Here is a 23,320-nt window from a genome sequence, read left to right on the forward strand (position 1 = left end):
CACTGGCGGCTTTTGTGACTGTGTTGCCGCCGATGATCGCGCTCAAATACCTCCAGGCTTACCCCGCCGCCCTGCAAGCCCAAGTGCAGCAACTGATTGCCCAGGATCGGCTGGGCGACTACTTGCAGCAGCGCTATCCCGACCGGCATTCGGTCCAGAGCGACAAGGCCCTGTACGGTTATGCGCTGGATCTCAAGCAACAATACCTGCGTAACGCGCCCGCTATCGACAAGGTGCTGTTCGACAATCGTCTGGACCTGACTCACCGCGCCCTGGGCTTGCACACTGCCATTTCACGGGTGCAGGGCGGCAAGCTCAAGGCCAAGAAAGAAATTCGTATCGCTGCGCTGTTCAAGGACGCGGCACCTGAGTTTTTGAAAATGATCGTGGTGCACGAACTGGCCCACTTCAAGGAGTCGGACCACAACAAAGCGTTCTACCAACTCTGCGAGCACATGCTGCCGGGGTATCACCAGTTGGAATTCGACTTGCGGGTGTACCTGACCTGGCGCGATCTGCAACCCCCCAAGGAATGACCGAATGGACGTCAGCAAGACCAAAAGCAGCTTCTATCGTCGTTTGTATGTGGCTTACCTGATTGATAGCGGCGTGGCCAGCAACATTCCCTCGCTCACCGAAGTCACCGGCATGCCGCGACGCACCGCCCAGGACACCGTGGCAGCGCTGGCGGACCTGGATATCGTGTGTGAATTCGAGCAGCTAGAGGGCGCCCGTAACCATGCCGGGCATTATCGGATCCGTGATTGGGGGGCGATTGATCGGCGCTGGATCGAGGGGAATTTGCCGCGCATTAAAGCGGTGTTGGAGTATCCCTGAACATTGGCGGCTTCTGGGGAGGCGTTATCGCGAGCCTGCTCGCGAAGAGGGCATCAAGGCCGGTGCATGCCAATGTGTGGAATCCCGTCTTCCATGTACTCGATACCCACCACTCCAAACCCATACCGCGAGTAATACCCCTGCAGATGCGCCTGTGCCGACAGTGAGATCGATGTACCGGGCCAGTGCTTCTCGGCCTGCTTGAGACCCTGTTCCATCAGTTTGTGGCCCAGCCCCTGTCCCCGTGCTTGGGGGGCGATGACCACGCGCCCGATGACCACGTCACTGTTTTGCGAGTGCGGATCGAGCAAGCGAAGGTAAGCCACCAGACGATTGTCCTGCCAGGCCATCAGGTGGCAGGTGTCGCCCTCCAGGTCCAGGCCGTCGACGTCCAGGTAGGGGCAATTCTGCTCCACGACGAATACTTCGGCGCGCAATTTGAGGATGGCGTACAGCTGTTCCTTGCTCAGGTCACTGTGATGTTTGCAGACCCAGTCGATATCCATTTTTTGAATTTCCTGAAGAACCTGATGCCGATATTAAGCGGGCTGGCTGCGGAAGTCTCTTTCTTGGACAACTGTAAAAATCTGTGACAAAGGCCAAAATGCCATCATCGAATTGTCGCGGCGTGGCCTTCTTTGTGTAATCTTCGATTCAACGCTGCGCAGCGGTTCCACTGAGCTAATGTTAGGACCGGATGTCTGACGACATCTCTTGAGATTCGGCTAAAAACAAACCGGGCTTTGAACCCGTCAAGGATGTTTGGCATGCCGCGATTGCATCGAGCTCTTGCTTTGGTCGGGTTGCTGTTGCTGAGCCACAACGCCTGCGCGCAAAAGTTGCGTCTGGTGGCAGATGGCTGGCCACCCTTTACCGACACCACGCTGGTCAATGGTGGCCTGGCGACCGATATCGTCAGTACCGCTCTGGCGCGAGCCGGTTATGCCAGTGACTTTGAGCAGGTGCCTTGGGCCCGGGCGATGCTGGGCATCGGTGAGGGGCGCTATGACGTGCTGATCAATGCCTGGTACAGCGAAGAACGTACCCATGTGGGCCGTTTCTCGGCTGAGTACCTGCTCAACCGCGTGCGCTTCATCAAGCGCAAGGACGCACCCATCCAGTACGAGAACTTGCAGCAGCTGCATGCCTATCCCATCGCCGTGGTCCGCGGATACGCCTACTCCAAGGCGTTCGATGAGGATCAGCAATTGCAGAAAGTCCCTGTGCATAACTTTGCAATGGCCGTGCGCATGCTCGCTGCCGGTCGGGTGAAGCTGACCCTGGAAGATGAGTTCGTCGCCCGTTATTACTTGTCTCGTGAGTCGGCCAAGGTGCGCAACGCCGTGGAGTTCATGCCCAAGCCACTGAGTGAAAACAGCCTGCACATCCTGGTCAGCCTGAAGAACCCGCAGCACGAGCAGATTGTCGCGGGATTCGATCGGGAGATTGCGGCGATGAAGGCCGATGGTAGTTATGCGCGGTTATTGAAGGCGCACGGGATGTGATCTTGCGGTGCCTGGACTGGCGCCATCGCGAGCAGGCTCGCTCCCACAGTTGATCTAGAGCGGACACTTAAATTTTGTACGGCTGAGGTCCACTGTGGGAGCGAGCCCGCTCGCGATGGCTGTGGTGCGAGCACCATACTCCTCAAGCCTCGCTAGTATCCTTGACCAGATGCGCCGCCAACGTGCGCAGCGGCCCCAACTGACGGCAGATCAACCCCAGTTGCGTCTGCACCAGTCGCTGACCCTCGTCGATTTCATCGGGCATCTGCTCAAGCTCACTGGCCAAGGCTTCTTCCTCGTCGCTTTGGACCGCTATCGGTTGTTTGCTCGCCAGGCCCTGGGCAATTTCGTCGATGCTCGCGGCCAGTTTCACCCCTGCGCCGTCGATCAGGTGTTCGCGCACGTCTGCAGGCAATGCGGTGTCCCGATGGGCGCCCAGACCTGACAAGTAGCTGAGCAGGGTGTGGGACAGCACCAGGAAGCGGAACCCGACATCGGCTTCCTTACGGAAATGCCCCGGCTCCATCAGCATGTTTGCCAAGGTGGTGGACAATGCGGCGTCGGCGTTGTGGGCGTTGCGTCGGGCCAGGCGATAGGCAAGGTCATCGCTTTTGCCGGCGGCGTATTGCTGCATGATCTGGCGCAGGTAAATGCTGTTGCAGGTCAGCGTGTTGGCCAGCACCTTGTTCAACCGGCGGCCTTGCCAGTCCGGCAGGAACAGGAATACCGCAAGGCCGGCGATCAGGCTGCCGAGCAGCGTATCGAACAGGCGTGGCAGCAGCAGTCCATAGCCGTCGCCCACCTGGTTGAAGCAGAACAGCACCATGATCGTGATCGCGGCGGTCGCCAGGGTGTAGCGGGTCGTGCGGTTGGTAAAGAACACCACCCCGGCGGCGATGGCGAAAGACGATTGCACCAGCGGGTTGGGAAACAGATCGAACAGCGCCCAGGCCACCGTCAGGCCGATGGCGGTGCCGATGATCCGTTGGCCGAGCTTGCGCCGGGTGGCGCCGTAGTTGGGTTGGCACACGAACAGCGTGGTGAGAATGATCCAGTAGCCTTGGGACGGGTGGATCAGATGCACCATGGCATAACCCACACTCAGCGCCAGGGGCAGGCGCAGGGCATGCCGGAACAGCAGCGAGGTGGGCGTGAGCTGTGTGCGCAAGCGGACCCAGACGTCCTTCAGGTTGCGCGGCGAGCGATCCAGCAGGCTGCTATCGGTGGCGTCGGCCAGGGCGTCGGGGTTGCTCGCGTCGCTGAGCAGGCGGTCCATGGTGCCAAGGTTCGCCGACAAGGCCCGTAGCGAACGCAGCAATCCGCGCCAGGCCGGGTTGCTCTGAATCCGCAGGTGTTCGAGGGAGGCATGCAGGTCATTCAGCGCCTCGGCGAAGCTGGCGTCATAGACGAATGGCTGGCGCAGTTGGATCGACTCGGCCAACGCTTGGCAGGCTTTACCTTGCTGGCGCAGCAGGCGTTGGCAGCGGAACAGCACGTCGCTGTGAAAGAACGCCTCGGCCAGTGCGTTGTAGGGGTAGTGGGAAGAGCTGGCGCGCTCGTGGATATCCTGGGCGAGGAAGTACAGCTTCAGGTAGCGGCTGACCTTCGAGCCTGGTCGCCCATTGCCTACGCGGTGCAGGATGATTTCCTTCGCCGCGTTAAGCGCGGCGACGACCCGGCCGTTCTGCTGGGCCAGTTCCAGGCGTCGGGCTTCGACGTCCAGTTGACGGATCGGCTCGAAGAGCGATGATTTGAGCTTCAGATAGCGTCCCAGCTCGCGGAACAGCCGCGCCAGGCTTTGCTGCACCGGCTGGTTGGAAAACAGCGCCTGCCACAGCACCGAGAGCAGGCCGTACCAAGCCGCACCGGCCACCAGCAGCAAAGGTTCGTGCCAGAAATCGGTGACCGCGCCACCGCGCTGGTCTACGCCGATCATGGTGTAGACCGAGAGAATCAACGTGGCCGAGGCAATCGCGCCATAGCGCTCGCCCAGCGCACCGAGCATAGTCAGGGCGAAACTCGCCAGCGCCAGGGCAACGATGAACAGAACCGGATAAGGGAACAGCAATTCCACCGACAGCGCTGCGATGGTGAAGCACACCAGCGTCACGGCCAGCGCGTTGAGGCGGCCCTGCCAGCTGTCATCGGTCTCGGCCAGGGCGCTGGCGATGATGCCCAGGAACAGCGGGATCAACAGCGCCATCTCATCCAGATACCAACACAGCGCCATGCTGCCGGTCAGGGCGATGAACACCCGCACGCTATAACTGAATTTATCCAACGCCCAAAGGCGACGCAGAGACTGACTAAACGAGGTCGATGACATGAAGTGCACGGGCCTGACGGGCAATGACGCTAAATTGAGGCAGTAATGACGCCGACGCAATGGCGGCGATCACATCCGGCAGCAAAAAGTGTTCCGGGATGCTCCAGCAAACCCCAGTGGGAGCGAGCCTGCTCGCGATGAGGCCGGTACATTCAACATTGATGTTGTCTGATAGTCCGCCATCGCGAGCAGGCTCGCTCCCACAGGATCATCATCCCCATTGGATTCAATGCATCCCTTCAATCAGACGTATTGCGCAGCCGCATACCCCGACGCCCAGGCCCATTGGAAGTTGAACCCGCCCAGGTGCCCGGTGACGTCCAGTACTTCGCCAATGAAATACAGGCCCGGGCTTTTCAGTGATTCCATGGTCTTGGACGAGACTTCCCGCGTATCGACACCGCCCAGGGTCACTTCGGCGGTGCGGTAGCCTTCGGTGCCGGCCGGGACGACATTCCAGCTCGACAGTTTCTCGGCAATGTCTGCCAGTTCGGCGTGGGTGTATTGCTTCATGGGTTTGGAGACGAACCAAGTGTCGGCCAGCAGGGTGGCCATCTTTTTGGTGAACAATTCGCCCAGCAGGGTTTTCAGTTCGCTGTTGGGGCGTTCGGCCTGTTGCTGTTGCAGCCAGCTCGGCACGTCGTGGTCCGGCAGCAGGTTGATCTGCACCGTGTCACCCGGTTCCCAGAACGAGGAAATCTGCAGGATCGCCGGGCCGCTGAGGCCGCGGTGGGTGAACAGGATGTTCTCGCGAAAACTCTGCTCGTTGCAGCTCACCAGGCAATCCACTGAAGTGCCTGAAAGTTCGGTGCACAACGCCTTGAGCTGGTCGGTGATGGTGAACGGTACCAGCCCAGCGCGGGTGGGCAGCAGTTGGTGGCCGAACTGTTTGGCCACCTGGTAACCGAAACCGGTCGCGCCCAGCGTCGGGATCGACAGCCCGCCCGTGGCAATCACCAAGGATTGGCAGGTGATGGCCCCGAGGGTGGTTTGCAGCAGGTAGCCGCTCTCGGTTTTCTCGATGCGCTCGATCGAGGTGTCCAGGTACAGGTTGACACCGGCCTGGTCGCATTCGTCCAGCAGCAGGCCGAGGATGTCGCTGGACTTGTTATCACAGAACAACTGGCCGAGTTTTTTCTCGTGATAGGGCACGCCGTGCTTGGCCACCAGGGCGATGAAATCCCACTGGGTGTAACGGGCCAGGGCCGACTTGCAGAAATGTGGGTTCTGCGAGAGGAAATTGCCCGGTTCGCTGTACATGTTGGTGAAATTGCAGCGCCCACCGCCGGACATGAGGATTTTCTTGCCGGCTTTGTTGGCGTGGTCCAGCAACATCACCTGCCGTCCGCGCCCTGCGGCGGTCAGCGCGCACATCAACCCCGCGGCGCCAGCGCCAATGATCACGACTTCGGTAGAGCGCAAAACGGTGTCCCTCTAAATGTCACCACAAAACCCATTGTGGGAGCGAGCCTGCTCGCGATGAGGCCGGTACATTCAACATTGATGTTGTCTGACAGTCCGTCATCGCGAGCAGGCTCGCTCCCACAGTTTGATCTCTGTTGGAGTTACAGGATCCGCACCCGCAACGAACGGCCCTTGATCTTGCCATCGTTCAGGCGTTGCAGCGCCTGTTTGGCGATTGCGCGCTCCACGGCGACATAGGCCTGGAAGTCGAAAATCGCGATCTTGCCGACCTGGGCGCCGGGGATGCCGGCCTCGCCGGTCAGGGCGCCGAGGATGTCGCCGGGGCGGACTTTGTCTTTGCGCCCGGCACCAATGCACAGGGTGCTCATGGCCGGCAGCAGCGGGCCGCCGCCCTGGGGCTTGAGGTTGTCCAGTTGGTCCCAGCTCAGTGGCGACTTCTGCAACTGCTCGATCGCTTGGGCGCGGTGGGCTTCGGACGGCGCCACCAGGCTGATGGCGATGCCTTTTTCACCCGCACGCCCGGTGCGGCCGACGCGGTGAATGTGAATCTCCGAGTCGCGGGCCAGTTCGACGTTGATCACCATGTCCAGTGCGTCGATGTCCAGGCCACGGGCCGCCACATCGGTGGCGACCAGCACTGAGGTGCTGCGGTTGGCGAACATCGCCAGCACTTGATCGCGGTCGCGCTGTTCCAGATCGCCATGCAGGCCGACCGCCGAGATACCTTTGGATGTCAGATGGTCGACGGTTTCCTGGACTTGCTGCTTGGTGAAGCAGAACGCCACGCAGGAAGCCGGACGGAAATGCGCCAGCACCTTGACCACGGCGTCCATGCGCTCTTCGGGGGAGATTTCATAGAAACGCTGCTCGATCTGCGCGTCGGAGTGAAAGGCTTCGGCCTTGACCTGCTGCGGGTTGCGCATGAACTTGGACGACAGTTGCTTGATGCCCACCGGGTAGGTGGCGGAGAACAGCAAGGTCTGACGGCGTTCCGGGGTCTGCTGGATGATGTCTTCGATGGCGTCGTAGAAGCCCATGTCGAGCATGCGGTCGGCTTCATCGAGGATCAGCGTGTTGAGGCCGTCCAGCACCAGCGAGCCCTTGCGCAGGTGCTGCTGGATGCGCCCTGGCGTGCCGACGATGATGTGGGCGCCATGCTCCAGGGAAGCGATCTGCGGGCCAAACGACACGCCGCCACACAGGGTCAGGACCTTGATGTTGTCTTCGGCGCGGGCCAGGCGCCTGATTTCCTTGGCAACCTGATCGGCCAGCTCACGAGTCGGGCAGATCACCAGTGCCTGGCAGCCGAAGAAGCGCGGGTTGATCGGGTTCAGCAGGCCGATGCCGAAGGCCGCGGTCTTGCCGCTGCCGGTCTTGGCCTGGGCGATCAGATCCATGCCCTTGAGGATCACCGGCAAGCTCTGCGCCTGGATCGGCGTCATCTGGGCATAACCGAGGGATTCGAGGTTAGCCAGCATGGCGGCGGACAGCGGCAGAGTATTAAAAGCGGTGGCAATGGTGGTCACGGGACTGGCCTGCAAAACAAAATGTCGCGCAGTGTAGCAGCCTCGTGCCACTTTTCTCGAAAGTTCTGGACGAGCTGTGAGGGCCACGCTTGTGTTGGGGGCTGGTGGATCCAGAAACTGTGGGGCTCTGGAACTGTGGGAGCAAAGCTTGCTCGCGACGAAGGTGGCGCGCTATTTCAGGAAACCGAGTCGCCTGTATCGCGGGCAAGCCTTGCTCCCACAAAAAGCGCCAAGCCACGACGCCTCTTAGTCAGTGCTCGATATGCTCATCCGGCCGCTTGGCCCGCCGCCCATCCTCTTTCGACAGCTGCGAAAAAATCGTCGCCGCCAGCATCGCCATGATGCCCACCGTCAGGAACGTCAACTGGAACGCGCCAAGCACGGTGTCCACCCCGTCGTTGCCGACCTGGGCGGTAAAGCCGCCGAGCAGCGCACCAGCACAGGCCACGCCCAGGCTCAGGGACAGTTGCGCCACCACCGACAGCAGGCTGTTGCCGCTGCTGGCGCTGGCGTCGTCCAGGTCAATCAGGGTCACGGTGTTCATCGCGGTGAACTGCAACGAGTTGATCGCCCCCAGCACCGCCAGTTGCGCCAGCAGCAGCCAGTACGGCGTCTGTTCGCTGACCAGGCCCATGCTCGCCAGCATCAGGCCCAGGGCCAGGGTATTGGCGGTCAATACGCTGCGGTAGCCGAAGCGCTCGATCAACGGCCGGGCCACGGACTTGGCGACCATCGCCGCCGCGGCCAGAGGTAACATGCTCATCCCGGCCTGGGACGGTGAATAGCCCAGGGCTACTTGCAGCAGCAACGGCACCAGGAACGGCAGGGCGCCGCTGCCCAGGCGCGCGAACAGATTGCCGAGAATCCCCACGGCGAAGGTCCGGGTCTTGAACAGCGAGGGTGCGAACAGCGGGTTTTCGATGTGCCCGGCCCGTAGCCAATAAGCGGCCAGGCAGGCCATGCCGCCGAACAGCAGCAACATCACACGCAAGTGCGGCAGGTGCAGTTCACCGAGGCCTTCCATGGCGATGGTGATCAGCACCATCGCCGCGCCAAACAGCAAAAAGCCCAGGCCATCGAACCGGGTACGCTCGCTGCCGCGCAGGTCCGGGATGAATTTCCACACCGCGTAGCAACCCAGCACGCCCACCGGCAGGTTGATAATGAAGATCCAGTGCCAGGTCAGGTACTCCACCATCCAGCCGCCCATGGTCGGCCCGATCAGTGGGCCGAGCAGGCCGGGAATGGTGATGAATCCCATGATCCGCACCAGTTCCGAGCGTGGGTAGGCCCGTAGCACGACCAACCGGCCCACCGGCAGCATCAGCGCGCCGCCAAGGCCCTGGATCACCCGGGCGCCGATCAGCATGGACAACGAATTGGACAAGGCGCAGAGCAACGAGCCGAAACTGAACAGCAGGATCGCGCCGAAGAAAATCTTCTTGGTCCCGAAGCGGTCGGCGATCCAGCCAGAGGCCGGGATTAGCAGCGCCACGGTGAGCATGTAGGCAATGATCACGCCCTGCATGCGCAGCGGGTTTTCCGCCAGGTCGCTGGCCATGGCGGGCAGGGCGGTGTTGAGGATGGTCCCGTCCAGGGACTGCATGAAGAAGGCAATCGCCACGACCCAAGGAAGCCAGCGGGCGGTGACAGCGTCGAGCGGTGCACGGTTGGGCATGGGACCTCTTGTACGGAGTGTTGATCAGGAACAGATGCCGCTGTTGTGGCGAGGGGATTTATCCCCGCTGGGCTGCGAAGCAGCCCCAGAACTGTCGCCTCGGTGAGTCAGGCAGAACGCATTTACCCTTTGGGGGTCGCTTCGCAACCCAGCGGGGATAAATCCCCTCGCCACAGGTCCTGTGTTTGGTTGGCTACAACGTCAAGGTCAAGCGCTTGACCAGTGCCCCCGGCAACAGCATCGAAGCCGTGGCCCGCTGGCTGTAGGTGCTGGCCGAGAGCAGCAGTTCCCGCTCCCGGGTCAGGCCTTCGAGTTGCGAGCCGAGCAGGCTGTAGACGCTGTCGTCGAAACGCATGGTGCTGACCGGCGCGACGATCTGGCCGTTCTCGACCCAGAACGTGGCGAAGCGGGTCATGCCGGTCATGCGCGCGGCCGGTTGGTCCGAGTAGTTCAGGTACCAGAGGTTGCTGATGTACAGCCCGGTGCCAAGGTGTTCGAGGATGTCTTGCTGCTCGAGCTGGCCTTCGTTCATCACCAGCGCCGTGGGGTATTCGTAGCTGCTGGCGCCGTTGGCGTTCAGGCCGTGCTCCGCGGCGCTACGGGAGTTGATCAGCTGTGCACTGGCCATGCCTTTGACGATCAGGCCCAAGTCATCGCGCGGATAACCTTCGTCGGAAAACGCCGGGCTCAAAGAGCCGCTGACCTGCTCACTCAGCCATACGTCGGGGCTCAAGCTTGCTTCGTTCGCGTAGAACTTCTGCAACGGACTTTGCTTGCTGGCAATCGCCCGGGCCGAAAACCCGCCCCAGCTGAGCATGCCCATGATTTCTTCCATCGCCGCTGGTGCCAGGTAGGCGCGGTATTCACCGGGCGGCAGGGTGCGCAAGGGGCGGCCCAAAAACGCCAACTGCTCGCGGGCCTGTTCAAAGCGCCTGGCAAAGCCTTCGCTGCTCCATTCGTGCCCGGCGTAGCTGGCTTTTACCGCCTGGCCGTTTTCATGGAACAGGCTGAAATCGAAGTTGAAGCTGTTGGCCTGATGCCAGCCGAACGCCCCCGAAGAACTGGCGAAGCCCCGGCTGATGGGGCCGGCGGCATAGAAACCGACCAAATCCAGACCGTCGGCGGCGCGGGTGATTTCGGCCACGGCCTGGTCAGTGTCCGGCAACGGATGGTCCTGCACGTTGTGGCTCTGCCAGTGGTTGTGGTTGAGCAGCAGGTACGGATCGGGCGGCAGCAGCGGCAGGGTTTCGCGCAACTGTTGCAGACCTTCGGCCAGGCGTTGCAGGTCGGTTTCGACTTCTCCGGACAAGGTGATCTGCAAGTCGGCGTGGCGCCCGTCGTTGATCAGTTTGAAGCCGACGCTGGCCTGCTGCACCTGCCCGGCCTGACGGACCTTGCCATGGTTGAAACGCACAAAAGCAGAGGATTCGGCGGCGTAGCCGAGGGTGAACTGCTCGGCTTCGCGCAGTGCATTGCGCAGCCAGTCCACCAGCGTCTTGAAGGCCTCGGCCTGATGATTGCCGGTGCTCATATTGACGGTGCTCATCAGGCATCTCCCCCAAACACTGCGACATTGCTGAACACGCACGCCGGCGAGGCATGGCCGACGCGGATGACCTGGTTCGGTTCGCCCTTGCCACAATTTGGCGTGCCCAGTACCTGGGCGGTACTGGCATCGCCCACCGCCCGCAGGCTTTTCCAGAATTGCGCGGAAATGCCTCGGTAGTTGGGGTTTTTCACCACGCCCTTGAGCTCGCCGTTTTCGATCAATTGGCCCCACTCGCAACCGAACTGGAATTTGTTTCGGGCATCGTCGATGGACCAGGAGCGGTTGGTGCGCATCAGCACGCCGTGTTCGATGCCCTGGATCAGTTGCTCCAACGATTGGTCGCCGGGCTCGATGTTCAGGTTCGCCATGCGGTCGATGGGCGGGCGATTCCAGCCACAGGCGCGGCTGTTGGCGACCCCGCTCAGGCCTGCGCGAAATTGCGACAGCGCACCACCCAGGGGGCGCAGCAACAGCCCTTCACGAATCAGAAATTCTTTGCTGGCGGCGGTGCCGTCGTCGTCATGGCTGTAGCTGGCCAGCTCTTCGGGAACGTTCGGGTCGAAGGTCACGTTCAATAGCTGGGAGCCGTATTGCAGATGCCCGAAGTCGCCGGTCGTGACGAAGCTGGTGCCGGCGTAATTGCGCTCGTCTCCCAGGATGCGGTCCAGTTCCAACGGGTGACCGATGGACTCGTGGATCTGCAGCATCATCTGATCGGGCATCAATAGCAGGTCACGGGGGCCTTGCGGGGTGTTCGGCGCCAGGAGCAATTGCAAGGCCTGGTCAGCGATTTTTGGTGCGGCACCGATCAGGCCGCAGCGGCGGATGACATCGAAGCCGCCTTGCTGGCCGAAGTTCTCTCGGCCCAGGGTGCGGGTCTGGCTGTCGTGGCCGTCGAAGGCGGTGACGTCCAGGGCCGGATAAACAAAACGTTGGGCCTGGCGCAGTTCGGCGCCGGCGCTGTTGAGGTAGATCTGCTCGACCTGGGTCAGGCCGATGCTGACCTGCCAGTTCACCAGGCGCTCATCCTTGGGCACCGCGGCGGATTCGTCGCCCAGTAACTGATAGCAGTCGTTGAGGGACGGGAACGCCTGGTCGAAGTGAGGCGAGAAGTAATCGGCGCGGTCGCTGGAGACCGCCTGCTCGCGCAAGTCGAGCAGGGCGTGTGGCTTGAGCCGGCGGGCTTGTTGCTCGGCCCGCTCCAGCGCCGCTTGCAGGCCGTCCTGGGACAGGTCGTTGGTGGCCGCATAGGCCTCGACACCGTTGACCCGCACGGTCAGCATCGCCCCTTCGTCACGGCCCAGGCTGGGCGGTTCGGCAATGTTCTTGCGCACCGACAGATGCTGGCCGGACTCGCGCACGTAGCGCAGGGAAAAGAACTCAGCGCCCGTGCGCAAGGCAGCAAACCGCTGCTTGAGCTGGGGGTGGACATCGAACATGGAACCTCCTTGTCTGGAGTGGCGGTGCAGCGAGGTGCGGCGCATTGACGCGACGGCTCTAGATTAGGCCTGGGCGGGGGAGGGATCAAGGCAGATGGGAATATGGAGTGTCAGGCCGGACGCCATCGCGAGCAAGCTCGCTCCCACAGTTGACGGTTGTCGGGCACAAGATCTGTGTCCGCCGCAGATCCACTGTGGGAGCGAGCCTGCTCGCGATAGCGGTGTAATGCCTTACTGCGCCAGAGGCCCGACCTCGCGCATTGGCTTGCCGCGCACCGGCGCGTCGCCGGCCACGTAGTACGGCGCGGTGCTGCGTGGCAGTGGCTGGCGGCCACGGATCTTGTCGGCGATTTTCTCGGCGATCATGATCGTTGGCGCATTCAGGTTGCCGGTGGTGATGATCGGCATGATCGAGGCATCGACCACGCGCAGCCCTTGCATGCCATGCACGCGGCCTTCGCCGTCCACCACCGCCATGTCGTCGGTGCCCATCTTGCACGAGCAGGACGGGTGGAAAGCGGTTTCGGCGTGCTCGCGGATGAACTGGTCCAACTGCTCGTCAGTCTGCACCTCGATGCCCGGACTGATTTCGCGACCGCGGAACGGGTCGAGCGCCGGCTGCTGCATGATCTCGCGGGTCAGGCGGATGCCGTCGCGAAACTCCTGCCAGTCCTGCTCGGTGGCCATGTAGTTGAACAGGATGCTCGGGTGCTGGCGCGGATCCTTGGACTTGGCCTGGATCCGGCCACGGCTTGGCGAACGCATGGAGCCCATGTGTGCCTGGAAACCGTGTTCCTTCACGCCGTTGCTACCGTTGTAGTTAATTGCCACCGGCAGGAAGTGATACTGGATGTTCGGCCAATCGAAGTCCGGGCGGGTGCGGATGAAACCGCCGGCTTCGAACTGGTTGCTGGCGCCGATGCCGGTGCCGTTGAACAGCCATTCGGCACCGATGGCCGGCTGGTTGTACCAGAGCAGCGACGGGTACAGCGAAACCGGCTGGGTGCAGGCGTATTGCAGGTACAGCTCCAGGTGGTCCTGGAGGTTTTCACCGACGCCTGGCAGGTCATGGACCACCGGGATGTCGAGGCTTTCCAGCAGTTTGGCCGGGCCGACGCCGGAGCGTTGCAAAATCTGCGGCGAGGCGATGGCGCCGGAGCAGAGCAATACTTCCTTGCGGGCGCGGGCCTCGACGCGCTCTTCAGCAGCGCCCACCAGATAACGCACGCCGACCGCACGTTTGCCTTCGAACACGATCTTGTCGGTCAGGGCATGGGTGACGATGGTCAGTGTCGAGCGCTTCTTGGCCACGTCCAGGTAACCGCGCGCGGTGCTGGCGCGACGACCATTGGGCGTGACGGTACGGTCCATCGGGCCGAAACCTTCCTGCTGATAACCGTTGAGGTCTTCGGTGCGCGGGTAACCGGCCTGAACGCCGGCTTCGACCATGGCATGGAACAGCGGGTTGTTGCCGGCCTTGGGCGTGGTCACGCTGACCGGGCCGTCACCACCGTGGTAGTCGTTCGGGCCGATGTCGCGGGTTTCGGCTTTGCGAAAATACGGCAGGCAGTCCAGGTAGGCCCAGTCTTCCAGGCCCGGCAGCTTGGCCCAATTGTCGTAGTCCAGGGCGTTGCCGCGGATGTAGCACATACCGTTGATCAGCGAAGAGCCGCCCAGGCCCTTGCCGCGACCGCATTCCATGCGACGGCCGTTCATGTGCGGCTCAGGGTCGGTCTCGTAGGCCCAGTTGTAGCGACGACCCTGCAGCGGGAACGCCAGGGCGGCGGGCATTTGCGTGCGGAAATCCAGGCGATAGTCCGGCCCACCGGCTTCGAGCAGCAGGACGGTGACGCCTTCGTCTTCGGTCAGGCGGGTGGCCAGGGTGTTACCGGCCGAACCGGCACCAATGATGATGTAATCGAATTCTTGGGACATGAAATGCACCCTCTTTTTGAATTGGGGTCAGGTCGCGATTGCCTTGACGCCGCGCAACCTGTGGCGAGGGGATTTATCCCCGTTCGGCTGCGCAGCAGTCGTAAATCAGCGACTGGGTTTGTCTGAAGAATGGGGGGCCTTGGGGAGGGGGCTACTACGCAGCCCCACGGGGATAAATCCCCTCGCCACAACGGCGTTCACTCAAGGCCTCATGTCAGATCAGAACACCGACGCGTAATCGCCCAGTTCGACCTGTACCGATTTGATACGGGTGAAGTTGTTCAGCGAACTGATGCCGTTCTCCCGGCCCACGCCCGATTGCTTGTAACCGCCGACCGGCATTTCGGCGGCCGATTCGCCCCAGGCGTTGATCCAGCAGATGCCGGCTTCGAGCTGATGAATCACCCGGTGCGCGCGGTTCAGGTCGCGGGTCACGACGCCGGCGGCCAGGCCGAAGTCGGTGTCGTTGGCGCGGCGGATCACTTCTTCTTCGGTTTCATAGGTGAGGATGCTCATCACCGGACCAAAGATTTCTTCACGCACGATGGTCATATCATCGGTGCAATCGGTGAACACGGTCGGGGCGACGAACGCGCCCTTGGCCAATTCGCCTTCAGTCAAACGACCGCCGCCGCACAGCAGGCGCGCGCCCTCGGCCTTGCCTTTCTCGATGTAGCCCAACACGCTTTCCATGTGGGCGAAGCTGACCAGCGGCCCGAAGTTGGTGTTTTCATCTTCTGGATTGCCGATGCGAATACGTGCCACGCGCTCGGCGATCTTGGCTTCGAAAGCTGCCTTGAGATGGCTCGGCACGAACACCCGGGTGCCGTTGGTGCAGACCTGGCCGGAGCTGTAGAAGTTGGCCATCATCGCGGTGTCGGCAGCACGATCCAGGTCGGCGTCGTCGAAGATGATCAGCGGTGACTTGCCGCCCAGTTCCATGGTCACGTCCTTGAGCGACGAGCTCGAGGCGCTGGCCATGACTTTCTTGCCGGTGTCGGTGCCGCCGGTGAACGAGATTTTCTCGATGCGCGGGTGCTCGGTCAGCCAGGTGCCGACTTCACGGCCGCTGCCCGTCAGCACGTTGAACACCCCCGCTGGAACGCCGGCTTCGGTGTAGATCTCGGCCAGTTTCAGGGTGGTCAGCGAGGTGACTTCGCTCGGCTTGAAGATCATCGCGTTGCCAGCGGCCAGGGCCGGTGCCGATTTCCACAACGCGATCTGGATCGGGTAGTTCCACGCGCCGATGCCGGCCACCACGCCCAGGGGTTCGCGACGGGTGTAGACAAACGAAGTGGTGCGCAGCGGCACCTGCTCGCCTTCGATGGCGGGCACCAGGCCGGCGTAGTATTCCAGCACGTCGGCGCCGGTGACGATGTCGACGTAGCGGGTTTCGGAATAGGCTTTGCCAGTGTCGAGGGTTTCCAGAGCGGCCAACTCATCGTTGCGCTCGCGCAGGATCTCTACGGCGCGGCGCAGGATGCGTGAACGCTGCATGGCGGTCATGGCGGCCCAGGCTTTCTGGCCTTTTTCGGCGCTGACCACGGCGCGCTCGACGTCTTCTTTGGTGGCCCGCTGCACCTGGGCGAGTACTTCACCGTTGGCCGGGTTGATGGCTTCGAAAGTGGCGTCGCCGCTGGCATCGCTGTACGCGCCATCGATGTAGAGTTTTTGCAGTTCGAAACGGGCCATAAAGTCCTCGCAAGTGCATGAGTGGTTGGCTGACCACCGGGGCGTGTCGTCTACAGCTGACTACGCGGTTCGGTGGCGGTTCAGGAGCCGAGCGGTTCTGTGTGCTCTGTTACCCCTGCCTTGGCCAATTGGAAATCCATGTATTCGTAAGCGATCCGGTGCGCCTGGGCGGTATCGAACGCGTCTCCCGACAGCGCCCCGCGCAGCCACAAACCGTCAATCAACGCGGCCAGGCCCCGTGCCGCGCTACGTGCCTCATCGAGGGGCAACACGCGGCGGAACTGGCAACACAGGTTGGAATACAGACGGTGATCGTTGATCCGCTGCAACCTGTGCAAAGACGGGTGGTGCATGCTGGTGGCCCAAAAGGCCAACCAGGTTTTCATTGCCGGGCCATTGACCTGGCTGGCGTCGAAGTTGCCTTCGATGATCACCTGCAGGTGAGCCCGTGGGCTTGGGTCCTCCAGCGCCTGACGGCGTGCAGTGACGTTCTCGCTCAGGACACTCATCAGGTACTGGGCCGTGGCCGCGATCAGGCCATTCTTGTCCTTGAAGTAGTGGCTGATGATGCCGTTGGAGACACCGGCCAAACGGGCGATCAGCGCAATGCTGGCGTCCCCCATCCCGACCTGATCGACCGCTTGCATAGTGGCTTCGATCAATTGCTGGCGGCGGATGGGTTGCATACCGACCTTGGGCATCTGGTACATCTCCTTAGGCCATCCGATGGATGAGTGTTGTCTATCGGAATGAAGGCCAGTCTATTTTGTTTTGATTGAACGTTCAATCAACAAAAATAAGTTCTATGACAAGTCGTCGCTATTTGCCGGGGCGAGGACTTTTGGGGATGTCTTTATAACACTCGTCGGTTGGCATGTAGGCCAAATGCGCTTGATAGCTGGAATACTGTTGTGGTGAGGGGATTTGCATTCCAAGTCAAGCTGGTCAGCAGTTCAGAATCACCCAAACAAAAACGCCGCGATCGTCTCGCGGCGTTTTTGTCGGTTTCGCTTAGCCCAGGTTTTTACCGAGCAGTGCGTGGTACAGCTCACTGTCGCCAAGAATCCCGACGACCTGCTGGTTATCGTGAAGTACCAGCTTGTTGCCGGTCTGGTAGCGAATCTGCAGCGCGTCGCGCATGCCGATGTTGGAGTCCACCAGGGTCGGACGACGGCCCAGGCCTTCGACGGCTTGGCCCGGGGCCCAGTTTTGCAGGTCCAGCACCGCTCCGTTCTGGCGGGCGCCCTTGATGGTGTTGCCTTCGGCCAGATCGAGCCAGGAGTCGCCGCCCGGATCCAGGCACACCGAACCGTTGATGCGCTTGCAGTTGTCCAGGGTGCGCATCAGGCTGCGGCCACAGAGCACGTTGAGCGGGTTGGTGTGGGCGACGAAGGTGCGCACGTAATCGTCGGCCGGGTTCAGCACGATTTCTTCCGGCTTGCTGTACTGGATGATCCGGCCGTCTTTCATGATCGCGATCCGGCTGCCCAGCTTCAAGGCTTCGTCCAGGTCATGGCTGACGAACACGATGGTCTTGCTCAGTTTGCGTTGCAATTCCAGCAATTCGTCCTGCAAGCCCTGGCGGATCAGTGGGTCGAGGGCCGAGAAAGGTTCGTCCATCAGCAGGATATCGGCGTCCATCGCCAGGGCGCGGGCCAGACCGACCCGTTGCTGCATGCCGCCGGACAACTCGTCCGGTTTCTTGTTGCGCCACTGGGTCAGGCCCACCAGCTCAAGTTTTTCATCCACCAGCTTCTTGCGTTCCTTTTCCGGCCGGCCCTGCATTTCCAGGCCGAAGCTGATGTTTTCGCGCACCGTCAGCCAGGGCATCAGGGCGAACTTCTGGAACACCATGGCAATGCGCTTGGTGCGCATCATCTTCAGTTCGGCCGGGCTGCAGGAGGCGATGTCGATCTGCCGGCCTTCATGCTCGACGAACAACTTCCCGCGACTGACGGTGTTCAAGCCGTTGATGCAACGCAGCAGGCTGGATTTACCGGAGCCGGAAAGCCCCATCAGTACGCAGATTTCGCCTTTTTCAATGTCCAGGCTGGCTTTTTCCACACCGACGATTTGCCCGGTTTTCTTCAGGATTTCGTTGCGTGTCATGCCTTGGTCGAGCAGCTTGAGGGCTTCACGTGGATCTTTGGAGAAGATCACGTCGACCTCTTCGAAGCGGATTATGCTCATGCGTCACCCCCTACTTTGGCGTCGGGTTGCTTGCAGATTCGGTCGAGCATGATTGCCAGCAATACGATCGCCAGGCCTGCTTCGAAGCCCAGGGCGATATCAGCGGTGTTCAGTGCGTTGACCACGGGTTTGCCCAGGCCGTCGGCACCCACCAGCGCGGCGATGACCACCATCGACAACGACAGCATGATGCATTGGGTGATACCGGCCGCGATGCTGGGCATCGCATGGGGCAGTTCGATACGGGACAGCAGTTGGCGACGGGAGCAGCCGAAGGCTTTGCCGGCGTCCATCAGTTCGTCCGGAACGTCGCGGATACCCAGGTAGGTCAAGCGGATGGGCGCGGCAATCGCGAACACCACCGTCGAGATCAGACCGGGGACCACACCCAGCCCGAAAAGGGTCAGGGTAGGAATGAGGTAAACGAAGGTCGGTACGGTCTGCATCAGATCGAGCACCGGACGCATCATGGTGTAGAACAGCGGCTTGTGCGCGGCAACAATGCCCAGCGGCACGCCGATCAAGACACAGACCAGGGTCGCGAACAGCACCTGGGCCAGGGTTTCCATGGTTTCCTGCCAGTAACCCAGGTTCAGGATAAGCAGAAAGGCTGCGATAACGAAGACCGTCAGGCCCCACTTGCGCTGGATAAAATGCGCCAGTAGAGCGATGAGGCCGATCAAGACAAGCGGGTTGAACCAGGTCAGCGCAAACGTCACGCCGTGAATCATCGTTTCCAGTGACAAGGCGATGGCATCGAATGTGTTGGCGCCGTGTTGCGTCAACCAGTCGACAAAGCCCGCAATGTACTGGCCCAAGGGTATTTTCTGATCAATCAGCATGGTAGTGAACATCCGCATGCAAGGAATAAACAGCCCGGACGAGCGAACCCGCCCGGCATAAAAGCATTACTGCGCAAGCTTGGCTTTCACGGCTTCCAGGCCGGGTTTACCGTCAATGGTGGTCACGCCAGCGAGCCAGGTATCGAGTACCTGTGGGTTTTTCTTCAGCCAGGCCTTGGCGGCTGCGTCAGGCTTCATCTTGTCGTCAAGCACGTTGCCCATCAGCGTGCTTTCCATGTCCAGGGTGAAGGTCAGGTTTTTCAACAACTGACCTACGTTGCTGCATTCCTGGACGTAGCCTTTGCGGGTATTGGTGTAGATGGTTGCCTGGCCGAAATTCGGACCGAAGTACTCGTCACCACCGGTGAGGTACTTCATTTTGAAGCGGGTGTTCATCGGATGAGGTTCCCAGCCCAGGAACACCACGGCGGTGCTGCGGCGCTCGGCGCGATCGACCTGTGACAACATGCCGGCTTCGCTGGACTCGACGATCTTGAAGCCGGCGTCCTTCAGGCCGAAGGCATTCTTGTCGATCATGCTCTGGATCAGGCGGTTGCCGTCGTTACCCGGTTCGATGCCGTAGATCTTGCCGTCCAGTTCCTTCTTGAACTTGGCGATGTCGGCGAAATCCTTCAGCCCTTTGTTATAGAGCTCTTCGGGCACCGCCAGGGTGTACTTGGCGTTCTCCAGGTTGGCCCGCACCGTATCCACGGTGCCGGCTTCGCGGTAGGCCTTGATGTCGTTTTCCATCGTCGGCATCCAGTTGCCGAGGAACACATCCATGTTCTTGCCGTCGGCCAGGGACTTGTAGGTCACCGGTACGGAAATCATGGTGGTCTTGGTTTTGTAGCCCAGGGCCTCAAGTACCACGCTGGTGGTGGCGGTGGTCACGGTGATGTCGGTCCAGCCGACATCGGAGAAGTTGACGGTGCTGCACTGCGCGGGTTCAGCAGCGTTGGCCAGCATCGGAAGACTCAGCATGGCGGCCAACAACAACGGCGTGGAACCTTTCATGGGTGGACTCCTGGTGTTTTATCGGCGGTGTCCGGTCAGGACCACCGCGCTTATTGGGGTTGCGGTTGGTGGCGCGTGGGCACTCTTCGACACGCGGCCTTGCAAACGAGCCGTAACCGATCATGTACCAGTGCAAATCTGTCGCCTACAGGGTGCGTCGTATCCAGTACAGGGAGGGTCGCATCCAGTGTCAGTGACGTCGTTTACAGATTTTTTTCACCCTTGGCTGGCCTCTGATACGCAAAAAACGTCGTAAAACCGGGGCAAAGGGCGGGCGACGTCGGTGGGCATGATTGCGTCGGTGTCAGACGTCGAACGCCCTGGCAAAAGCCGGATGATGCGGGCATCCCGGCGTTGAGCGTAGCAGCTCCGCCACCGGGCGCTCCTGCGCCCGGATGTGCCTGTTCTGGAGGTTCTCGGCAATGGCAATCAGCGTGTTCGACCTGTTCAAAATTGGTATCGGCCCGTCCAGTTCCCACACCGTGGGGCCCATGCGCGCTGCAGCGTTGTTCGTTGAAGCGATGCGCGCGAAGTCGTTGCTGCGCGATGTGCGTCGGGTCGAGGTGCAGCTGTTCGGCTCGTTGTCAGCAACAGGCATCGGCCATGGCAGTGACAACGCGGTGATCATGGGTTTGATGGGCGAGTGGCCAGACGCGATCGATCCGTCGCAGATTGGCCCGCGCATCGAGTTGTTGCGCCAAACCCAGACCCTACTGCTGGACGGTCGCCTGCCGGTGCCTTTCGTCTGGTCCCGGGATATGCGCCTGCTCGACGAAAACCTGCCGTTCCACCCCAACGCGATGACGCTGGTGGCCGAGGGTGACCACGGCGAGTTGCACCGCGACACCTATTATTCAGTCGGCGGTGGCTTCGTCGTCGATCAGGCCCAGGCGTCCAGCGGCGTGGTGGATCTGGACGTCACTGAACTGCCTTACGATTTTTCCAGTGCCGAAGAACTGCTCCAGTTGTGTAGCACCCACAACCTTCGGGTGGCCGAGCTCATGATGGCCAACGAAAAGGTCTGGCGCTCGGAGGAGGAGATCCGCAGCGGCCTGATGAAACTCTGGCGGGCGATGCAGGATTGCGTCGAGCAGGGTCTCAAGCATGAGGGCATCTTGCCCGGCGGTTTGAATGTGCGCCGGCGAGCGGCCAAGCTGCACCGCAGCCTGCAAGAGCTGAACAAGCCCAATGTCATCGGCTCGACTCTCAGCGCCATGGAATGGGTCAACCTGTTCGCCCTGGCGGTCAATGAAGAAAACGCCGCCGGTGGGCGCATGGTCACGGCCCCGACCAATGGTGCGGCGGGGATCATTCCGGCGGTGCTGCATTACTTCATGAAATTCAGCGAAGCGGTCACCGATGCCAACGTCGTGGATTACTTCCTCGGCGCGGCGGCGGTGGGCATCCTGTGTAAAAAGAACGCCTCTATCTCCGGTGCCGAAGTCGGTTGCCAAGGAGAGGTGGGCTCGGCCTGCGCCATGGCGGCGGCCGGCCTGGCGGAGATCCTCGGTGCGACGCCTGAGCAACTGTGCAACGCGGCGGAAATCGGCCTGGAGCACAACCTTGGCCTGACCTGCGATCCGGTGGGCGGCCTGGTACAGGTGCCGTGTATCGAGCGCAACGCGATAGCCGCGGTGAAAGCCATCAACGCCGCGCAGATGGCGCTGCGCGGAGACGGCCAGCACTTCATCTCTCTGGACCGGGTGATCCGCACCATGCGCGATACCGGCGCCGACATGCATGACAAATATAAAGAGACATCGCGCGGTGGACTGGCGGTCAGTGCGGTGGAGTGCTGATCGCCTCGCCCGAGGCGATCGCATATCGCTCACAAAATGCCCACCGATCCACAAACGCGCCACCTTTTAGCGCGTCGCAAACAGACATGACAGCGTTTGTCGGACCCACCGCTGTTCGTCCCTCGACCGTTCGTCATTCGCACCTGTGGTGATACCGGTTGCGCAGGTGGCGCAGCCCAGTTCCCACAAGTGCTACCGTTCTGCTCACGGCCAACGGTGGCGGGTGCCTGCCGCCCCTGATGGCACCTATAACCCACACTCATTGCGTGCCTTATTTAGACTGGCCGCAATGTCGTTTTCAGGATTTATTGAACACGCATTCAATTTAGGCATGGCAATTGCTCTATCGATGCAAAGCCCGTCTCTTGCGTAGAGACCGAGGGCAACAACCAATAAAAAGAGCCTCCGCCTGAGGCCATCACTTGCTTTGTGTGAGGAGATACCGCGATGACGACGTCCAACTCAGGGGCCCAACCCCAGAACCGTGCGCCTCAATCCATCGGCTTTTTGCTGCTGGACAATTTCACGCTCATTTCCCTGGCGTCCGCGGTGGAGCCGCTGCGCATGGCCAACCAGCTGTCCGGTCGTGAGCTGTATCGCTGGACCACCCTCACTGTTGATGGCGGCCAGGTCTGGGCCAGTGATGGCTTGCAAATCACGCCGGACGCGGCCATGCACAAAGCGCCGCCCATCGACACCGTCATTGTGTGTGGCGGCGTGGGCATTCAGCGCACCGTCACCCGTGAACACGTGTCATGGCTGCAGAGCCAGGCCCGTCAGTCCCGGCGCCTCGGCGCGGTCTGCACCGGCAGTTGGGCCTTGGCCTGCGCGGGTCTGCTGGATGGCTTCGATTGCAGTGTGCACTGGGAATGTCTGGCGGCGATGCAGGAAGCCTTTCCGCGGGTATCGATGAGCACCCGTCTGTTCACCCTCGACCGCAACCGCTTCACCAGTTCCGGCGGCACCGCGCCACTGGACATGATGCTGCACCTGATCAGCCGCGATCACGGCCGCGAGTTGTCGGCAGCGATCTCCGAAATGTTTGTCTATGAGCGCATTCGCAACGAGCAGGATCACCAGCGCGTGCCACTCAAGCACATGCTGGGCACCAATCAGCCGAAGTTGCAGGAAATCGTCGCGCTGATGGAAGCCAATCTCGAAGAGCCGATCGACCTGGACGAACTGGCGGTGTACGTCGCCGTCTCCCGGCGCCAGTTGGAGCGCTTGTTCCAGAAATACCTGCATTGCTCGCCGTCGCGCTATTACCTCAAGCTGCGGCTGATCCGGGCGCGGCAACTGCTCAAGCAGACGCCGATGTCGATCATCGAAGTGGCGTCGGTGTGCGGTTTCGTCTCCACGCCGCACTTCTCCAAGTGCTACCGCGAATACTTCGGCATTCCACCGCGCGACGAGCGCGTCGGCTCCAACACCGCGCAGCAGGTGGCGATGATGCCGCTGCCACAGGCGCTGGTGCTGTCGCCATTGTCTGGCCCGTTGTCAGCGTTGAGCCAGGCACGTAATGAGTCGACGTTTGCCAGTGTGAGGCTTTAAGACCGAGGCGCC

General features: G+C 61.4%; 18 protein-coding genes. 5 read left to right on the top strand and 13 right to left on the bottom strand.

Annotation, left to right across the window (positions count from 1 at the left end):
• Window positions 1–32 precede the first annotated feature (32 nt).
• Window positions 33–536, top strand: coding sequence for a M48 metallopeptidase family protein (locus BW979_RS05630; RefSeq protein ID WP_047230503.1), 504 nt, complete (start codon window positions 33–35; stop codon window positions 534–536).
• Window positions 537–540: 4 nt separating this feature from the next.
• Window positions 541–837 (top strand): winged helix-turn-helix domain-containing protein, encoded by a 297-nt coding sequence (locus BW979_RS05635; protein ID WP_076383387.1) that lies wholly within the window; start codon window positions 541–543, stop codon window positions 835–837.
• A gap of 53 nt (window positions 838–890) precedes the next feature.
• Here the strand turns inward: BW979_RS05635 and BW979_RS05640 are convergent, their stop codons facing one another.
• The gene (locus BW979_RS05640) at window positions 891–1,343 is read right to left on the bottom strand and encodes a GNAT family N-acetyltransferase (RefSeq protein WP_047230495.1); all 453 of its coding nucleotides are present in this window, start codon (window positions 1,341–1,343) and stop codon (window positions 891–893) included.
• 261 nt (window positions 1,344–1,604) lie between these two features.
• Between BW979_RS05640 and BW979_RS05645 the strand changes: the two genes are divergently transcribed.
• Window positions 1,605–2,342 (top strand): substrate-binding periplasmic protein, encoded by a 738-nt coding sequence (locus BW979_RS05645; protein WP_047230494.1) that lies wholly within the window; start codon window positions 1,605–1,607, stop codon window positions 2,340–2,342.
• A 142-nt stretch (window positions 2,343–2,484) separates the two neighbouring features.
• Here BW979_RS05645 and yccS read toward each other — a convergent pair whose 3' ends face one another.
• The 12 genes from yccS to BW979_RS05710 all read right to left on the bottom strand — a co-directional run bounded on the left by yccS (window position 2,485) and on the right by BW979_RS05710 (window position 19,958).
• A complete protein-coding gene (gene yccS / locus BW979_RS05650; protein ID WP_047230493.1) occupies window positions 2,485–4,668 on the bottom strand; it encodes a YccS family putative transporter in 2,184 nt (727 codons plus the stop codon).
• 243 nt (window positions 4,669–4,911) lie between these two features.
• A complete protein-coding gene (locus BW979_RS05655) occupies window positions 4,912–6,090 on the bottom strand; it encodes an NAD(P)/FAD-dependent oxidoreductase (RefSeq protein ID WP_076383388.1) in 1,179 nt (392 codons plus the stop codon).
• 143 nt (window positions 6,091–6,233) lie between these two features.
• The gene (gene dbpA, locus BW979_RS05660) at window positions 6,234–7,571 is read right to left on the bottom strand and encodes an ATP-dependent RNA helicase DbpA (RefSeq protein ID WP_230682660.1); all 1,338 of its coding nucleotides are present in this window, start codon (window positions 7,569–7,571) and stop codon (window positions 6,234–6,236) included.
• Between the two features lie 298 nt (window positions 7,572–7,869).
• Window positions 7,870–9,297, bottom strand: a complete 1,428-nt coding sequence (gene mdtD / locus BW979_RS05665) for a multidrug transporter subunit MdtD (protein ID WP_076383389.1) — start codon at window positions 9,295–9,297, stop codon at window positions 7,870–7,872.
• A gap of 193 nt (window positions 9,298–9,490) precedes the next feature.
• On the bottom strand, window positions 9,491–10,828 hold the full coding sequence (locus BW979_RS05670; RefSeq protein ID WP_076386541.1) for a TldD/PmbA family protein: 1,338 nt from the start codon (window positions 10,826–10,828) through the stop codon (window positions 9,491–9,493).
• Between the two features lie 14 nt (window positions 10,829–10,842).
• A complete protein-coding gene (locus BW979_RS05675) occupies window positions 10,843–12,285 on the bottom strand; it encodes a TldD/PmbA family protein (RefSeq protein WP_076383390.1) in 1,443 nt (480 codons plus the stop codon).
• Window positions 12,286–12,516: 231 nt separating this feature from the next.
• Window positions 12,517–14,220: a choline dehydrogenase gene (betA, locus tag BW979_RS05680; protein ID WP_076383391.1), complete on the bottom strand. Its 1,704-nt coding sequence runs from the start codon at window positions 14,218–14,220 to the stop codon at window positions 12,517–12,519.
• Between the two features lie 219 nt (window positions 14,221–14,439).
• A complete protein-coding gene (gene betB, locus BW979_RS05690) occupies window positions 14,440–15,912 on the bottom strand; it encodes a betaine-aldehyde dehydrogenase (protein ID WP_076383393.1) in 1,473 nt (490 codons plus the stop codon).
• Window positions 15,913–15,992: 80 nt separating this feature from the next.
• A complete protein-coding gene (betI, locus tag BW979_RS05695) occupies window positions 15,993–16,613 on the bottom strand; it encodes a transcriptional regulator BetI (protein WP_047230364.1) in 621 nt (206 codons plus the stop codon).
• A 310-nt stretch (window positions 16,614–16,923) separates the two neighbouring features.
• A complete protein-coding gene (gene choV / locus BW979_RS05700) occupies window positions 16,924–18,102 on the bottom strand; it encodes a choline ABC transporter ATP-binding protein (protein WP_047230365.1) in 1,179 nt (392 codons plus the stop codon).
• Window positions 18,099–18,944: a choline ABC transporter permease subunit gene (gene choW / locus BW979_RS05705; RefSeq protein WP_047230366.1), complete on the bottom strand. Its 846-nt coding sequence runs from the start codon at window positions 18,942–18,944 to the stop codon at window positions 18,099–18,101. Before choW ends, choV begins: the two co-directional genes overlap by 4 nt.
• Window positions 18,945–19,010: 66 nt before the next feature.
• Window positions 19,011–19,958 carry a choline ABC transporter substrate-binding protein gene (locus tag BW979_RS05710; RefSeq protein ID WP_047230367.1) on the bottom strand — a complete coding sequence of 316 codons (948 nt, stop codon included), beginning with the start codon at window positions 19,956–19,958 and terminating at the stop codon, window positions 19,011–19,013.
• 422 nt (window positions 19,959–20,380) lie between these two features.
• On the opposite strand from BW979_RS05710, the gene BW979_RS05715 reads away from it, so the two are divergent.
• On the top strand, window positions 20,381–21,757 hold the full coding sequence (locus BW979_RS05715; RefSeq protein WP_047230368.1) for an L-serine ammonia-lyase: 1,377 nt from the start codon (window positions 20,381–20,383) through the stop codon (window positions 21,755–21,757).
• 447 nt (window positions 21,758–22,204) lie between these two features.
• Window positions 22,205–23,308: a GlxA family transcriptional regulator gene (locus BW979_RS05720; protein WP_047230369.1), complete on the top strand. Its 1,104-nt coding sequence runs from the start codon at window positions 22,205–22,207 to the stop codon at window positions 23,306–23,308.
• Window positions 23,309–23,320: the final 12 nt, after the last annotated feature.

Origin of the sequence: Pseudomonas sp. A214 (genome assembly GCF_900156295.1) — a bacterium.
In the GTDB taxonomy this organism is placed as follows: Bacteria; Pseudomonadota; Gammaproteobacteria; order Pseudomonadales; family Pseudomonadaceae; genus Aquipseudomonas; species Aquipseudomonas rhizophila.

Excerpts from the sequence above, each read along its gene's own strand:
- BW979_RS05630 (WP_047230503.1), top strand. The coding sequence starts at position 33 with ATGATCGCGCTCAAATACCTCCAGGCTTACCCCGCCGCCCTGCAAGCC.
- BW979_RS05635 (WP_076383387.1), top strand. The coding sequence starts at position 541 with ATGGACGTCAGCAAGACCAAAAGCAGCTTCTATCGTCGTTTGTATGTG.
- BW979_RS05640 (WP_047230495.1), bottom strand. The coding sequence starts at position 1,343 with ATGGATATCGACTGGGTCTGCAAACATCACAGTGACCTGAGCAAGGAA.
- BW979_RS05645 (WP_047230494.1), top strand. The coding sequence starts at position 1,605 with ATGCCGCGATTGCATCGAGCTCTTGCTTTGGTCGGGTTGCTGTTGCTG.
- yccS (WP_047230493.1), bottom strand. The coding sequence starts at position 4,668 with ATGTCATCGACCTCGTTTAGTCAGTCTCTGCGTCGCCTTTGGGCGTTG.
- dbpA (WP_230682660.1), bottom strand. The coding sequence starts at position 7,571 with ATGCTGGCTAACCTCGAATCCCTCGGTTATGCCCAGATGACGCCGATC.
- mdtD (WP_076383389.1), bottom strand. The coding sequence starts at position 9,297 with ATGCCCAACCGTGCACCGCTCGACGCTGTCACCGCCCGCTGGCTTCCT.
- BW979_RS05670 (WP_076386541.1), bottom strand. The coding sequence starts at position 10,828 with ATGAGCACCGGCAATCATCAGGCCGAGGCCTTCAAGACGCTGGTGGAC.
- BW979_RS05675 (WP_076383390.1), bottom strand. The coding sequence starts at position 12,285 with ATGTTCGATGTCCACCCCCAGCTCAAGCAGCGGTTTGCTGCCTTGCGC.
- betA (WP_076383391.1), bottom strand. The coding sequence starts at position 14,220 with ATGTCCCAAGAATTCGATTACATCATCATTGGTGCCGGTTCGGCCGGT.
- betB (WP_076383393.1), bottom strand. The coding sequence starts at position 15,912 with ATGGCCCGTTTCGAACTGCAAAAACTCTACATCGATGGCGCGTACAGC.
- betI (WP_047230364.1), bottom strand. The coding sequence starts at position 16,613 with ATGCCCAAGGTCGGTATGCAACCCATCCGCCGCCAGCAATTGATCGAA.
- choV (WP_047230365.1), bottom strand. The coding sequence starts at position 18,102 with ATGAGCATAATCCGCTTCGAAGAGGTCGACGTGATCTTCTCCAAAGAT.
- choW (WP_047230366.1), bottom strand. The coding sequence starts at position 18,944 with ATGCTGATTGATCAGAAAATACCCTTGGGCCAGTACATTGCGGGCTTT.
- BW979_RS05710 (WP_047230367.1), bottom strand. The coding sequence starts at position 19,958 with ATGAAAGGTTCCACGCCGTTGTTGTTGGCCGCCATGCTGAGTCTTCCG.
- BW979_RS05715 (WP_047230368.1), top strand. The coding sequence starts at position 20,381 with ATGGCAATCAGCGTGTTCGACCTGTTCAAAATTGGTATCGGCCCGTCC.
- BW979_RS05720 (WP_047230369.1), top strand. The coding sequence starts at position 22,205 with ATGACGACGTCCAACTCAGGGGCCCAACCCCAGAACCGTGCGCCTCAA.